Consider the following 16,014-nt stretch of genomic DNA (forward strand, 5'->3'; position numbering starts at 1 on the left):
TTGTTGTGAAACACCTTTTAGTATTAAAACATGTAAAATTTTTTAAGGTAAGAAAAGAGGAGAGAGTTGATCTAACCCCTCTCCTTATTTGTAGCTTTAGACTTGGATAGCGTGCCTAGAAGAAAACCTATGGAGACCTATTGTAAAGTGTTGCTCATAGGCCGTAATTTTAATACGGGTGTGTGCGCTTGTGGTTGCGCAGGAGTCTCTGCTGTTTTTTTAGCAGGAACTGGAGTGGGTGGGGTTTCTAACTGAGGTTGGGTTGTATCCACAGCTCCAGCGCGTGGCAATTCCAATTTGGCGGGGGTAGCTACAGGTTGAGTGGCCTCAGATTGATTGCGATCAATGTTAACAGGTTGGATGACAATCTCATGCTTTTGTGTTGCCTGTGGCTCAGGTTGTTCCTTAGCTTCCTTAGCTTCCTTAGCTTCCTTAGCTTCCTTAGCTTCCTTAGCTTCAGCAGGAAGACTTGTGTCTTTACCGGATGGTGTAGACAATTGGGTTGTATCAGACTGCTTTATGGTTTGCTCGGAGTTATTGCCAGCTTTGGTCTCCTGATCTTTTTGAGTTGCGTATGCGTCCATTTTCTTGGCCACATCCTCAATTTTTTCTGTCAGGGCATCTATTTCTTTGCCAATATCCTCAATTTTTGTCGCCAAAGCATCGGTTTTTTTGGAAACGACTATCACTCTTTCTCTATCAGCCTTTGCCTGTAGTGCTTGTTTGCTTTCTTGTTGGACACTTGAATCTTTTACGCCCTCGATAGCGCAAGCCTTTTTAAAGCCAACATCGCAAGCTTTTTGGAAATATTTTAATGCCAATACAGGGCTTTTTTGGACACCTTGCCCGTTTTGGTATAAGTTACCTAGGTGGTAAAAAGCCACTCCATGCCCCCAACTGCCGGCTTTTTGGTAGTAATCAAAGGCTTTAGCATAATCTTGCTCTACCCCATGCCCTCCGTAATACATGTCTGCTAAGAGAACATACCCATAGGGATTCCCCATTTCCCCAGCTTTCTGGTAATAGGCCACCGCTCCCTGGTAGTTCTTCTGCATGCCTTGCCCGTTGTAATACATATCCCCCAAAATCCTATACGATCCCCCATCCCCCATCTCCCCGGCTTTTTGGTAATAGTCAAAGGCTTTTGGATAATTCTGAGGCACACCTTGCCCATTTTTGTACATGTCTCCTAGAATGTTGTAAGCCTTGGTATCCCCCATCTCCCCGGCTTTTTGGTAGTAGCTGACAACCCGGACATAATCCCTGCGCACACCTTGCCCGTTGTAATACATATCCCCCAAAATCCTATACGATCCCCCATCCCCCATTTCCCCGGCTTTTTGGTAATATTTCAACGCCTGTTGGTAGTCCTGAGGCACACCTTGCCCGTTGTAATACATATCCCCCAAAATCCTATACGATCCCCCATCCCCCATTTCCCCGGCTTTTTGGTAATATTTCAACGCCTGTTGGTAGTCCTGAGGCACACCTTGGCCATTTTTGTACATGAAAGCCAAGCTATTATATGCCCGCACACTCCCCTTATCCGCCGCTTTTTGGTAATATTTCAACGCCTGTTGGTAGTCCTGAGGCACACCTTGCCATTTTTGTACATGAAAGCCAAGCTATTATATGCCCGCACACTCCCCTTATCCGCCGCTTTTTGGTAATATTTCAACGCCTGTTGGTAGTCCTGAGGCACACCTTGGCCATTTTTGACATGAAAGCCAAGCTATTATATGCCCGCACACTCCCCTTATCCGCCGCTTTTTGGAATATTTCAACGGGGATAGTATGGCAGATCATGGCAGAAAATGATTCTTTGGTGCTTAGTTTTAGCTTAGACTTTAAATAGAGAATGAAGAGACAACCCCTAGAGATTGCCTATTTGTGTACGAGAAGTTTTTAGGGCCGTAGATGAGAATAATTTGCGAGCGCAAGCGCTCACTAGAGAAAATCTAAAGTTTAGAACTAGAGAAGCAAGTGTCTTTATAGCCCATGTCGCAGGCTTTTTTATAGTATTCTTTGGCTTTGCCGAGGTCTTTTGGCACACCCTGACCATCTTGATACATATCCCCTAACATGGCATAAGCACTCGATTCTCCCATTTCCCCCGCTTTTTGATAGTATTTGGCAGCCTTCCCATCATCTTTAGGCAAACCTCCCTCCACAGGTGAACCTCCGCTAATATACATATCGCCTAGGACGCGGTAAGCCCTAGCATCCCCCATTTCCCCCGCTTTTTGGTAATAGGTAAAGGCTTTTTTGTAATCTCTAGGCACACCCTGACCATTGCGATACATCACGCCTAGACTGTAATAGCTCACAGCACTCCCCTCTTCAGCCGCTTTTTTATAATAGTCGATGGCTTTTGCATAATCTTGAGGCACACCTTGACCATTGTAATACATTGTCCCTATATTGTTGTAAGCCCTAGCATCCCCCATTTCCCCCGCTTTTTGGTAATAGGTAAAGGCTTTTTTGTAATCTCTAGGCACACCCTGACCATTGCGATACATCACGCCTAGACTGTAATATTGTTGCGCATTCTCCTTTTCTATTTTTTCCATTTTTTCTAAATTTTCTAGATTCTTATTTTTTGGAGAGGTTTGATCCTGTTGCACAACATGGTCTTCCTGTTGCTTATCATGCTGTTTTGTATCCATGCCATGATCTACTTGCGCCTCTCCAATCTTTTCTACGGGGTTAGGCTTGGTATTTTCTACAACTTCTTGAGCACTTGGCGCGATATTCGCCTCAACATGACTCACCTGAGCTTGCTTGGCACCATCTGCGTACATGTCTCCCAAAATTCTATAAGCTACGCTATCTCCATTTTCAGCCGCTTTTTTATAATAGTCGATGGCCTTTGCATAATCTTGAGGCACACCTTGGCCATTGTAATACATATCGCCCAAAGTTCTGTAGGCCACCCCATCCCCCATTGCTCCTGCTTTGTTGTAATATTTCAGAGCCTGTTGGTAATTCTGAGGCACACCTTGGCCATTGTAGTAGAGGTCGCCTAAGCGAGTGTACCCTTTAGCACTACCCATTTCTCCAGCTTTTTGGTAATACTCTAGGGCTTTTTTGTAATTTCTAGGGGCACCCTGACCATCATAGTAAAAGGTTCCCAAACTTGCATAGCTATTGGCATTCCCCATCTTGGTAGCTTTTGTATAATATTCTAAAGCTTGCGGGTAATCTTGTTGTACTCCCTTGCCCTCATAATACATCAACCCCAATTTGTTATAAGCCTCAGCACTTCCTTTCTCTGCGGCTTTTTGGTAATTATCAAAAGCTTTGGCATAATCTTTAGGCACACCTTGACCATTGTAATAAAGGTCGCCTAAGCGAATATATCCCCGAAAATCCCCCATTTCTCCCGCTTTTTGGTAATAACCTAAAGCTTTTTTATAATCCCTCGGAACTCCCTTGCCCTCATAATACATCAACCCCAATTTGTTATAAGCCTCAGCACTTCCTTTCTCTGCGGCTTTTTGGTAATTATCAAAAGCTTTGGCATAATCTTTAGGCACACCTTGACCATTGTAATAAAGGTCGCCTAAGCGAGTGTACCCTTTAGAATTACCCATCTCGCTTGCTTTTTTGTAAAATCTTAAAGCCTCCATGTAATCCTTAGGCACACCCTGACCTTTTTGGTACATGTGTCCTAAATTATAGTAACTGGCGACATCGCCCTCTTTAGCTGCTTTGGTGTAATAGGAAACAGCTTGCTCTTCATCCTTGGACACACCTTGACCATTGTAATACATATCACCCAAAGTTCTGTAGGCTACCCCATCCCCCATTGCTCCTGCTTTGTTGTAATATTTCAGAGCCTGTTGGTAATCCTGACGCACACCTTGACCATTGTAATACATATCACCCAAACGGGTATACCCTTGGGCACTACCATTCCATCCAGCTGCTTGAAAATACTGGAAAGCCTTGGCGTAGTTTTTGTACACGCCTTGGCCATTGTAGTAGAGAAGCCCAAAGTTATAATAAGCTTGAGCTACCCCGACTTTGCCCCCTTGCGCGTTCGAATCTCCTACATCAAATCTGTCCTTAGCCGTATTTAAGCTAAGTTGTTTTACCCCTTCTAGATACGCATACGCCTTAGAATTGCCCATCATCGCAGCTTTTTGGAAAAGATCCACAGCTTTTTTATATTGCTTCTTATCATAAGCCTGTGCGCAAATTTTAATGCGACAGCTCAACGATCTACAAGCCCTAATCAGTGTCGAAACAGACGCTGTATTTAAAAATGCTTTAGAACAAAAACAAGCAGATTGCCTAAAAAAACTATTAGAACTAACTAAGCAAGTTTCAACAACGCCCACTTCTCAAATTGCAACTCCAAACCAACTCAAAGTCATAGACACAGCCACACAAAATACACCAAACCGGCAACCGGCAACTATAGAATCCAATACAACCAACGCTGAGCAACAACCCCTAGAAACCCAAGTCATCACCCAACCCCAACCCACAATCCCCCATACCATCTCTGAAAAGTATGTTACTTTTCATAACGATGTCAATTCTGTCTCTCTAGGCAAACTAGGTACATTAGAAACAAACTTGCTCTTTGCAATCTTCAACAAGCTCAAAGACAAACAAGATGAGCTCTTGGTGTTTGATTGTGATGAGATCAAAACAATGGTGCATGCGGTTAAAATCAGTAAGAATGAATTAAGCGGTGTTGTTAAAAGACTTTGGAAAAACATCAGACTAGCTAACTTTTGGATGCTCCTACCCAAGAGAGATGAAAGCTACATGCTCTTTAAGACTTTTGCCATCAACTATCACGACACCAAAAAAACTCAAATCAAGAGCATAGAAATCCAAGTGAATATGCCCTACTTTGGTTATTTGCTCAATTTTTTAAACGCTAACTTCACTTCTTTTGAATTGCTAGAGTTTCAGAATATTCGTAGCAAATACGCTAAGACCCTATATCGCCTTCTTAAGCAATGGAGAAGCACGGGAGTGCCTCCAAAGAAAGAGTGGAGTGAGTTTAGGGAATTGATGGGAATCTCTAGCAATATTAAGCTAATTGAAGTAATTGAGCGCGACATCCTCAAACCCGCCCTCAAAGAACTCAGCAAACTCCCTCACTTTGAAAATCTTTGCTACAAAAAGTTAAAAACCAAAGGCATGGGCAATCGTATCACTCACATTCAATTCTACTTCCAGCCCGTTACAAAGACTAGCAAAGACAGAGAACAAGCTGAACACGATCTAAGAACCATTGCATGGCATATCCGCAGTGAAAAAACTATCAAGCAACTTCAAAAACAAATGAAGCAGAAACACAAGCATGACGAAGCTATGAAAGTCTTAGGTCTGTGTTTTTATAAACCTGAACAGCCTGAGATCATTCTTGCTATTGATAGTGTGCAACCCACTCCAGAAGGTTATGAGTTTTTAGTCAAATATTACCAAGATGGTCAAGTGTTTAAAGAGAGATGTGCCCCTGCACCCAACAAAGAAGTTTTATTAGAGCAAATAGCCCAATCAGGTTATCAAAAACTAGAAATACAAACAGACTACACATTACAACAATCATCACAACCAACACTAGAGTTGCAAGAACACAATGGCTTTAAAACTTTGCAGGGCTTGATAAAACCAAAGAAAGTACAAAAACCTAAACAAGCTCAAGATCTAAACTCTAGCAATGATTTAACAGAATACATTGGTAGAAATCTCTATATGAACACTAATGGCATTCCTTCTTCTCTCAAAATCAAAAACATCTCTACATTAGAGGATGGACAAATTCAAGTAGAAATTAAAGACATAGACAAACCCCGCAAAGCTTTAGAACCTTTTAGTTTTAAGAGTGCAAAACACTTTGAAAATTGGTTTAAGAAGTATGAGGAGTGAGAGTGTTGTAAACCAACAATCGCCACACATCTAAAAAAATCTTTTAAAGTTCCCCACATCATTTAATGGTAGATAACAATCAAATTAAACAACACAATCCCACACCCCAAGACCCCAAGATAATATAAACTTGACTTTTAAGATGATTGCCTTATACTAGGATTTTAAGCCCCCCGGCGTTTGAGGGGCAAATTACTAAGCAAACTTGCGCGCGCCCCCTTTAGGGGTAGTAATTTGCAAATTACACCCCCCTAAAGGGGACATTCGTAAACTCATTGGTGTAATTTGCCCTGCGGGGCTTTTTAGTATGGTATAATTGTAGCGATATTCTTTAAAAAGGCTTTGTATGGACAATATGGATGATTTAAGTGTTCAACCGGGGGTAAATATGCAGGCTAGGGGTGCAGGGCAACCACACGGGGGTAAAGTTGTGAACGATAAGACAGCTCATAATCAGGTACAACCGACTCGTAGTCAAACACAGACCCCAAAAGGCAAAAGCATGAAACCATTAGAGGAAATGACAACCCGAGAGTTGGGGGATAAAGTAGCGCGCTTAAGTAGACAAATCGTAAAAGCTAAAACTGAGCGTGATAAGGCAAAGCGTAACCTTGAGGTAGCGAATGCTAAGATTGAAAAGCTCAAAGAGCAACAAAAACAGGCAAGCCAAATGCTCATGGATAAACAAGCGGAGGATAATAAGTAGAGAGAGAGAGAACCTTCCTTTCACCTAGAAAGAGAAAGCTCACAACCAAAAGGGGGTAGTCAATGGGCAATATTGCCTCAATCAACTTCAAGCCCACAAAGTTAAATATCCAAGTTAATCACAATGACCGCAGTATTGCACCTAGCTATGTGCTAGAGAGTGGAGGGTTAGGTATTGAGTGCAATAGGAATGCACAAGAGGCTTCAGCCCTAAGAGATAACCTTGTGCAGAATGCTATGGAGGTTTATTATCAGCGTTTCAGGCAAAAGTTTCAGGCTAAGAACTATCTGTGGAGTGCTGTAGTTAATCTCAAGGACACTAGCACCATGCAAGACCTAGAGCGGTTAGCCAAGCACTTTAAGGACAAATACGGGTTTCAGTGTTATCAAATCGCCATCCATAGAGATGAGGGGCATGTAGATGATGAGGGGGTAGAGCATATCAATCACCATGCGCATTTAGAGTTTGTAACGCTTGATGAACACACGGGTAAGAATCGCATGAAGGCGGTGTCTGCATTTACGCTTATGAATATACAGACAGAAACCGCAGAGATTCTAAAGATGAATAGGGGGGAGCGTAAGCGCGACTACATAGATGAGAATGGCAACTTTGTAAAGGGCACGGGCAGAAAGCGCATTGAGCCTAGAGCTTACGGGCGGTTGATGGAGCAGGTAAAGAAAGAGCGCGAGTCTTCAAAGGAGGTGTCCCCTTATTCTAAGTGGTCGTATAAGAGTGCGCTTGAGCGGTATAGAAATGGCGTGCTTGGATTGCTTGATGAGCTTGAGGAGAGGGCTAGGGAGGGAGAAAGGTTTGGTTCTGGGTTTTCTACTTTTTGTAGCTTGTATGGGTTGAGTATCTATAGGTTAAAAGAAGCGACAGAGAATGATGATGATGTCCTTGCAATAATGAATTTTTGTTTGCGGTTTTTTAAAGAGGAGGCGGAGAGTCTTTTGAGAGATGAGGAGTATCAAAAGAGGGATGAAAGGGGACTTCGGCAGGAAAACCAAGAGCTTGCAGAAGGGTATGGGGAAGTAGTAACCGCCCTGCTTGATCTTGCCGACATCATAGTGCCTAAAGAGGAGAGAAAACCTTCCCTTCACCTAGAAAGAAACAGAAGGCTCACGCGTAAAGAGATAACGGCGTTTGCAAGGGCGTTAGTGGGTGAAACAAAATCATTGGTAAGCGAAACGCGTAAGCGGTGGATAGCCAAAAATAAAGACCTGAAAGCTTTGGGTGATCTAGCGCACTATACGCAGGAGGACTACAAGGCGTTAAATGCTCTAAAAGATGAGGGTTTGAGTATTGAGGATTTGAGGAATCGCATTGCCGAGCTAGAGAAGGAGGCTGAGAAACGCAGTGAGGAGCTGAAAGGGGTGAAAGAGAAGTATAAGGAGTATCTGAGCCCCTATGTAGTGGAGTTTGTTGTTAAAAACGCTACGAATCAATATAAGGATTATTTGAGCCCTGAGCAGGTAGCCGAGCAAGTAGAAGCCAAACGCCTAAAGGATTTGGGTTACCTTTGCACTTTTGCGGGCATGTCAAACGAGGATTTGCCTCAAAACGCTCACGAAGCTTTGATTAGTCTTGCAACGAGTATCAGTGATTTGAGAAAGGATAAGCGGGAGTTTGAAAAAGGCATAAAAGAGTCTTTTGTTGAGCTTTGTGATCTTGCAGGTGGGGGCGAGGCTTATACGCTTGAAACCGCTAGGGAAAAGCTTAGAGGGAGGATTGAGGAGCTTGTAAAGAGCATTAACGCCCTTCAGGAGGCGCAGAAATCCCAAGAGAACGAGCAGAGGGATAAAACCGCCCTTGAGAACTTGCAAAACGAAAATAAGACCTTAAACGAGCAGAATGGGGCTTTAAGGGGTGAGAACGAGACTTTGAAGGGGCAAAACAACGCATTGAGCTTGCAGGGTGAGCAGGATAAGAAAACGATAGGAAGTCTTAGGGGAAAAATACAAGAGCTTGAAAACGCGCTAGAAACCGCTCAAAACGCCCCACAATCAACAGAGGATACAAAGAAGGGGGAAGATACCCCCAAAGGCTTACAAGCCGAATATGAGGCTTTAAAAGGGCAATACGAGGCTAAAGACAAAGAGATTGCGGATAAAGATGAAAAGATTGCAGAATTGCAGTCAGAAAACGCGCGTTTGTCTAATAATGTGCAGACAGAAGCTTTGCAGACTCTAATGGGGGAAATGTATGTCCTAACCCAAAAGCTAACCAAGATAGACCCCGAAGTGGCAAAACTAGCCGAAATAGACCCTGAAATGGTGCAGGGGTTAGTAAATTGGGCAGATTCTCTGCTTTTTGATTTTCCACGCCTTAAAGACGCTGTGATGGAATTGTATGAGAGAGCTATCAAAGAGCAGGCAAAAAAGGGCAAGGGGGGCGGGGGTAAAGGATTGCTTTAGACATTAGAGAGAAATGGGAGTAAATACACTTTACTTATACATATCATTTGCTTTCTAACATCAACACCCCGTTGCATCCTTAGAGAGTGATTACACTGGTCCTAAAAGCTATTTGCCTGCTAACGTACTACTAAAGGTGAGCAGAGAAACCACTGCACCACTAACTACCTGCCCCAAGCGTAAAAAGAAAACATTGTTGTTGAGAAACATTAAGTTTTGCTACCATCCCTTAAACTCTCTCTATACAGCCTAGCAAATAAGCCCTTTTGGTTTGATAGAGTATTAAAATCCCCTCGTTCAACTAAATGCCCTCCCTCTAAGACGAGAATCTCATGGACATTTTTTGAGCTAATGATGTGGTGGGTAATTAAGATTGCCATTTTGTCATCCAGCATTTTAAAAATGAAATTTAAAAAATCTTTTTGGGCTATTGGGTCGATAGCACTTGAAGGCTCATCTAAAATAATGCAAGAACTTTCTTTTAAAAAGGCTCTCAAAGTGGCTAGGCTTTGCTTTTGCCCTCCTGAAAAATCCTGTCCATTGTATTGGACACCAAAAATATCTTTCCCAAATTGTGCCAAAAGCTCTTTAGTGGATTCTAGGAGATTTAGGGCGCGTTCTTGAGTAGCTAGTTGGACTGGACTAGGCTGGGTTTGCATAAAGATATTGTTCTCAAGACTATAGCCCGTATAGAAAGAAAAATCTTGAAAAATAGCACTAAGTTGGTGACGGTAACTTTTGAGGTTCAGATCTTTTAATAAATAGCGGTGATTAATAATAATTTCCCCTGAGCTAGGCGCATAAAAGCCCATCAATAATTTAATTAAAGTGCTTTTACCACTCGCGTTCTTACCCACGATAGCATAAATTTTAGACGCGCTAAAGGCACAATTGATATTGTGCAAGACTTGTTTATTTTGGTAAGAAAAACACACCTCTTTGAAGCGGATATGCGTAATGGCTTCTTCTAACACCTGCTTTTTTTCTGCCTGATCTTGGGCATCTAAAAGTGCGAAATAGTTTTTGAAATAGGTATTGATTACAAAAAACCACCGCCCAAAGAGAACCAAGTCCTCTAATTGTTGGTTGGCCATGCTAAAGGCTTGGACATACCCAGCCACAGCCCCTACACCTACACTCTTAGCTAACAAAACAATGATCATTAAAAACAAGAGACTCGCGTTAAACAAAGCCACTAAGATATTTAAAAACAGGCTATGGATCAATTGTTTTTGGTTGATTTGCGTAAAAGATTTAAGATATTCCGTTTTCTTAGAAGTGAAGTCTTTCTTGAAAGCAGCAATAAAATTAAATAAAAGATTGTCTTTATTCTTAGTGCTATCTAAGCCATGTTGTAAGTAGCTTTGCAGGGCTTCTTTTTGATCTTGCAGAGAATCTAATTCTTGACTGTGTTTTCTAGCGATATGATTAGAGAGCAAGAGACTAGGGGCACTTGCTAAAAGCATCACAAAGGGCAAATACCAACTCATCAGACCAAGCACGATGAAGAGGGAGAGCAAACTAATGAGACGTTGTAAATTGAAAAATAGATTATTAACATAGTTAAGTGGTCTGATGTGCAAACCGTTCTTAAGCGTGTTGATTTGCACACTGCGTTCTTTATCTTCTAAGAAGCTTAGATCGGCAGTCGTTTCCAATTTATCAGCTAGCCTACTCAAGATACAGGTAGAAAACTTTTCGGCAATTAGGGTTTGCAAGTGGGCTAAGGCTTGGGCACACACATGTGATCCAAACAACACCAGAGCCCCTAAAGACAAAATCTCTATTAGAGGTTTGTATTCTAGATTTTTATGTCGCAACATCAAAGCGACAAGATCAACGAGTTTAATAGTAATAGCCACACTCAGAGAGGGAAACGCGCCAGTCAATAAGACCAATCCCAAAGCATAGACCATAAGTCTAGGCGCGCTTGTGCAAAGTGCAGAAAAAGTGCGTAGGGGGACTAGACGATCCATCCTGCGTTGCGCGCCACTTGGTCAATTTCTCCAGTTTTATTTAGGCTTTTGGTAATAATCAAAGCGTTTTCCTGGATATAGCGATCGGAAATCCTATGTATTTTTTCTACCAAATTTGTTTCTAAAGTCTGCGTGAAAGCATGACATATCACTTTGGAATCTATTGTATATAAGTTGAGAGTATGGCTATCTCTATAAAAGAAAGGTATAAGCCCATTTTTGATTGCCTCAAGTTCATAGGCAATAATCTCTTGTTTGGCAGATTTGCAAAAATGGCTAACCTGCACATCATCAAGCTTAGATCGGATTTTATCCCAATACGCATCCAAATGCATATACTCTGAAGGCTGGTGACTCCTTACAAACAAGAAATGATAAAAAGCGGTGGGGCGTAAGATATAGCGATATCTATGACTACCTAGACAAACACTAGAAAATAGGTTCAATATCTTCAGCTTATTTTTCCTAATACCTTGCATAGTTTTTACAAAATAGCTGATGATTGTTTTCAAGTAATGATGTGGTTGCACGACTCTATGACCGCTAATAATCCTATTGTGAGACTCATAGTTACTCAATTTTCTATAGCTAACTCTAAAATTATCGCTACCATCGTCAACGACAAAAGGATGTAAAAAGCTCTTGCTTCTAACTGCACCACCCTGTAAGGCAGAGATAAAACTTTTTGCTATGGGTCCATCAAAGTCGGCAGAAACTTGCTCTACAAACAAGGTGGACTCCACATCGCTTAAATCTTGATTTTCTTTGAAAGTGAATAAAGATTCAAAATCCAAGATCACGGGGTACTGGTCATGGACCAAGAGATTTTCTAAATGGATATCTGTAAGATTTAAGGCTGTAGCTAATGCCATTAATGTCGCCATACGCCTATAGAAGACTCTAGCATCTTTGACATTCGGCTCATAGGGTAAAAACCGTGTAATGCTTAAGTCATGGTAATTACCGACATATTCTTTCTTTTTTACATCGACATCCAACAGATCGCACATATCATAAAATATCCTTGCTGGATCAGCAATGGATTGCTTTACAAAAAATTTCTGTCCATCTCTAGTCGTCGCCAAAGAGGATGTAAAACCTAGGGAGTGCAAATCACTCAGCCCTACTCTAACATTTACGACATCCCGTGCACACGTAATTAAATTGGCGTGAAGCAGGGCATCCAAAGTCCTCCGTAGCGTACTCCGAGTGCATAAAACGAAATTCCTAAGATGAGCACAGAGTCTCCCTAAGATACCGAAAGACTCCAACTTCTCATGTAAAAGCTTTGTGTTTGAAAAATACATTGCATAGACATCACGACCCCCCGATTGTTTAGCGTCAAAGATTATCTTTGCAATCGTTGGAATCAAGAAGAATTCCATCTCCCTGAATATCAAAGAAGGATAGTCTTTAACATAAAGTGCCACAGAATCCACCTCCCCCTTATCGAACCAACTATGAAAAAGTTCCCGATAAAATCTTAGACGATTGGATTCTATAGCCTGCATTAGCGGTCACAAGTTCCAGTCGCACAACAAGTTGTCGTTCCGCCATAGAAAAATTCTAGCTTCAAAGCTTCAAAACTGATCTCAGATGAACCTGTGTAGAAATCTTCCAACACTGTAGCCTCCTTCCTTCTTCTAAATTTTATGGTACTCTTTTTTACTGCAATAATCCTTAATATAAATTAATTAGTATTATCATATTTAAAGTTACATTATTGTTATTGTTTTTGTAATGTGTTCGGCTCGCTGAGAGGTCTTCTCTCTCAACAATGAATAATGCATCTGATTGTTTGTCTTTTTGGCGTTTATGTATCACAACGACAGCTTTTCATCCAACGATTAAATGGTTAAAAGCTTACTCGCTTGCACCGTAAGGCGCGATAAGTTAGCTGATTTAAGACAAAACAAGCTGAAACAAATAAAACACTTTTTGAAGAATGTAGGCAAGAACAACAAAAGAAACAAGAATGAGATGAGGGGAGTAGGCAATCTCTTAACCATAACGATAGGAGCATTCCTCCTAACTACCTCTTACCTAAAGAAGTAGTTTTAAAAGTAGGCGAGGATACAGAAGTAAACAATCAGCTCAAGAAGATTTAGCACTGAGAGAACACATGATTGCAAAAGACATGGAGGCTTACTTACAACATAAAGGACAAAAATTCCGGGCTGAAATAAGATGGAATCTGCGGGTGCTATGGAGCGCAATGAAGTTTAATGGCGAGATAACTTGTTATCATTACCACGGGAACAATAATGACAATCTCTTGCTCCTTTTCCTCGACGATAGACCTTTCTTCCTTGGTAAAATTTTCTCCATTGGGTTGATTGACGATCACCACCGTACAATTGTTTCCACTCACGTTTATTTGGTTTGTACAAAAATCGGACTTTGATGACTGCGTCTAATACCACGGTAAACGACATTGCTGATGGTTTTTTGAGAAACTCCATACTTTTCGCCAAGTTCACCTGAGTTATACTGGCTATCGCATATTCACGACGGATTTCCTCTTCTTATGATTAGTAAATATTAACTAGAACATTTAAATTTCATCATTGATGTAGGTGTGATTATTTGTCGATGTTACTCAGTTTGTTGCATAGCTTTTCTAGCCTCATAAATGGGTCATACAGCGCAACTTAGCCAAAAACCATACCTCTCCAAAAAAAACTATCTCCACCCCTAAATGCCTTTAAAATCGATTTCTGAGCGTTTTTAGAGTATATAGCCAAAGAACCCTTCTACTCCCCAAGTTCATCTAATCGCTAAACCCCCTAGTGTATTTGTCTAGCCCCATACTATCCAATCCCTTAAAATCTCACTTTTAAAGCCCATCCCAAACTGAGTGGGTATATTGCAAAGTGTCTCCAATGTGCTATGCCCTATGCCTTGTTTTCACTTCAAAAAGAACACCTAATCTCCCCTTTATTTCAAATACCTTCATAGACCCCTCTAAAAAGCTCTACAATCAACACAACACCCTCAACCCATACCAACAACCCCTAAAGCGTTCTATGACCTTTTAAGCTCAATTTTCTCATCTCAAAAGCTAAAGGGGGTTTGGGGGGTTTCCCCCCAAGAAAGATTTCAAATAAATGCCAAGCGTAAGCTTGGCTTACCGATTCGTTCACACACCGAATTTCGTAAAAATTTTCATTTTTTTTAAGGAAATCTCGCGCATGCGCGCGCGACTCCCGTGCATTATGCGCGCCCGCGCCATGCGCGCATGCATACGCGCGCGTGTTTTTAACCTTTTAAAAGAGCGAAGCTCTTTTTAACCTTTTAGACCCCCCGCGGGGCTCGTGTGGTGGGGGGCTCGTTGGGGGGTAATACCTAGTAAAATCCGCACTAATACCTAGTAAAATCCGCACTAATACCTAGTAAAATCCGCACTAATACCTAGTAAAATCCGCACTAATACCTAGAATTAAGGTAAATATCTATATAATTCATTGCAAATTTTCTCTAAGGTGTAGATGTGGATGTGGTGGAACAAAAGCAAATTTTAATGCGACAGCTCAACGATCTACAAGCCCTAATCAGTGTCGAAACAGACGCTGTATTTAAAAATGCTTTAGAACAAAAACAAGCAGATTGCCTAAAAAAACTATTAGAACTAACTAAGCAAGTTTCAACAACGCCCACTTCTCAAATTGCAACTCCAAACCAACTCAAAGTCATAGACACAGCCACACAAAATACACCAAACCGGCAACCGGCAACTATAGAATCCAATACAACCAACGCTGAGCAACAACCCCTAGAAACCCAAGTCATCACCCAACCCCAACCCACAATCCCCCATACCATCTCTGAAAAGTATGTTACTTTTCATAACGATGTCAATTCTGTCTCTCTAGGCAAACTAGGTACATTAGAAACAAACTTGCTCTTTGCAATCTTCAACAAGCTCAAAGACAAACAAGATGAGCTCTTGGTGTTTGATTGTGATGAGATCAAAACAATGGTGCATGCGGTTAAAATCAGTAAGAATGAATTAAGCGGTGTTGTTAAAAGACTTTGGAAAAACATCAGACTAGCTAACTTTTGGATGCTCCTACCCAAGAGAGATGAAAGCTACATGCTCTTTAAGACTTTTGCCATCAACTATCACGACACCAAAAAAACTCAAATCAAGAGCATAGAAATCCAAGTGAATATGCCCTACTTTGGTTATTTGCTCAATTTTTTAAACGCTAACTTCACTTCTTTTGAATTGCTAGAGTTTCAGAATATTCGTAGCAAATACGCTAAGACCCTATATCGCCTTCTTAAGCAATGGAGAAGCACGGGAGTGCCTCCAAAGAAAGAGTGTAGTGAGTTTAGGGAATTGATGGGAATCTCTAGCAATATTAAGCTAATTGAAGTAATTGAGCGCGACATCCTCAAACCCGCCCTCAAAGAACTCAGCAAACTCCCTCACTTTGAAAATCTTTGCTACAAAAAGTTAACAACCAAAGGCATGGGCAATCGTATCACTCACATTCAATTCTACTTCCAGCCCGTTACAAAGACTAGCAAAGACAGAGAACAAGCTGAACACGATCTATTTAGCCATTAAGGGTAGATATAGCCACAGACAAAATCAATAAAAAACAGCTAGAGATAATCCTTGCAGAGTATTTACAAAAGCTCGATTAGCTCTAGATTAAAGCCTAAAAAACAACAAAACATGCCTTGTATGGTGTTGTCTTGTGTCTTGCTAGGGTTTTTAGGTTTTAAGTCATTCATAAACCACCCTTACTTCAAGCTCTTTTGCCACTTAGAGTGGCTTCTAGTGTGGCTAGAAAACATTTTTATCAATATTAAATCCCTCTCCCCTTGCCTTTTTGATTCGCTAAAGATTTTTCTAAGTCCGCCTTTAGTTGTGTAGTTATGGCAACTTGCTCGTTTAATTGCGTTTGCGTGTTTATAAGCTCTGTCCGTAATTTGTCTTGCTCTCTTTGTAAATCATCTTTTTGTGTTTGCAAGCTCTCTACTTGATTTTCTAGCTTTGTAATCTTAGTTTTCT

At 41.2% G+C, this 16,014-nt stretch carries 9 protein-coding genes and 1 pseudogene; 4 read left to right on the forward strand and 6 right to left on the reverse strand.

Annotated features, from left to right (window positions below):
* Nucleotides 1-137: 137 nt before the first annotated feature.
* From HFELIS_RS08625 to HFELIS_RS08020, 3 genes and pseudogenes are all read right to left on the reverse strand, one after another.
* The gene (locus HFELIS_RS08625; RefSeq protein WP_013470057.1) at nt 138-1,595 is read right to left on the reverse strand and encodes a tetratricopeptide repeat protein; all 1,458 of its coding nucleotides are present in this window, start codon (nt 1,593-1,595) and stop codon (nt 138-140) included.
* A pseudogene (locus HFELIS_RS09615) lies at nt 1,568-1,717 on the reverse strand (hypothetical protein); the annotation flags it as partial. The gene HFELIS_RS08625 and the pseudogene HFELIS_RS09615, both read right to left, overlap by 28 nt.
* A gap of 241 nt (nt 1,718-1,958) precedes the next feature.
* Nucleotides 1,959-4,220 carry a tetratricopeptide repeat protein gene (locus HFELIS_RS08020; protein ID WP_158305102.1) on the reverse strand — a complete coding sequence of 754 codons (2,262 nt, stop codon included), beginning with the start codon at nt 4,218-4,220 and terminating at the stop codon, nt 1,959-1,961.
* On the opposite strand from HFELIS_RS08020, the gene HFELIS_RS08025 reads away from it, so the two are divergent.
* From HFELIS_RS08025 to HFELIS_RS09250, 3 genes are all read left to right on the forward strand, one after another.
* Nucleotides 4,207-5,892 carry a replication initiation protein gene (locus HFELIS_RS08025; RefSeq protein WP_013470059.1) on the forward strand — a complete coding sequence of 562 codons (1,686 nt, stop codon included), beginning with the start codon at nt 4,207-4,209 and terminating at the stop codon, nt 5,890-5,892. The genes HFELIS_RS08020 and HFELIS_RS08025 overlap by 14 nt on opposite strands.
* 346 nt (nt 5,893-6,238) lie before the next feature.
* The gene (locus HFELIS_RS08030) at nt 6,239-6,598 is read left to right on the forward strand and encodes a hypothetical protein (RefSeq protein ID WP_013470060.1); all 360 of its coding nucleotides are present in this window, start codon (nt 6,239-6,241) and stop codon (nt 6,596-6,598) included.
* Nucleotides 6,599-6,660: 62 nt separating this feature from the next.
* Nucleotides 6,661-9,015 carry a coiled-coil domain-containing protein gene (locus HFELIS_RS09250; RefSeq protein WP_013470061.1) on the forward strand — a complete coding sequence of 785 codons (2,355 nt, stop codon included), beginning with the start codon at nt 6,661-6,663 and terminating at the stop codon, nt 9,013-9,015.
* Nucleotides 9,016-9,224: 209 nt separating this feature from the next.
* On the opposite strand, the gene HFELIS_RS08040 is transcribed toward HFELIS_RS09250, so the two are convergent.
* Together HFELIS_RS08040 and HFELIS_RS08045 are read right to left on the reverse strand one after the other, a co-directional pair.
* On the reverse strand, nt 9,225-10,991 hold the full coding sequence (locus HFELIS_RS08040) for an ATP-binding cassette domain-containing protein (RefSeq protein WP_013470063.1): 1,767 nt from the start codon (nt 10,989-10,991) through the stop codon (nt 9,225-9,227).
* On the reverse strand, nt 10,979-12,178 hold the full coding sequence (locus HFELIS_RS08045) for a DUF4135 domain-containing protein (protein WP_231844169.1): 1,200 nt from the start codon (nt 12,176-12,178) through the stop codon (nt 10,979-10,981). The genes HFELIS_RS08040 and HFELIS_RS08045 overlap by 13 nt, the downstream gene beginning before the upstream one ends.
* Nucleotides 12,179-14,481: 2,303 nt before the next feature.
* On the opposite strand from HFELIS_RS08045, the gene HFELIS_RS08060 reads away from it, so the two are divergent.
* Entirely contained in the window at nt 14,482-15,564 is a 1,083-nt protein-coding gene (locus HFELIS_RS08060; protein WP_049776978.1) for a replication initiation protein, read from the forward strand.
* A 244-nt stretch (nt 15,565-15,808) separates the two neighbouring features.
* Here HFELIS_RS08060 and HFELIS_RS09075 read toward each other — a convergent pair whose 3' ends face one another.
* Entirely contained in the window at nt 15,809-15,973 is a 165-nt protein-coding gene (locus HFELIS_RS09075) for a hypothetical protein (RefSeq protein WP_158305103.1), read from the reverse strand.
* Between the last annotated feature and the right edge of the window lie 41 nt (nt 15,974-16,014).

Origin of the sequence: Helicobacter felis ATCC 49179 (assembly GCF_000200595.1) — a bacterium.
Lineage (GTDB): Bacteria > Campylobacterota > Campylobacteria > Campylobacterales > Helicobacteraceae > Helicobacter > Helicobacter felis.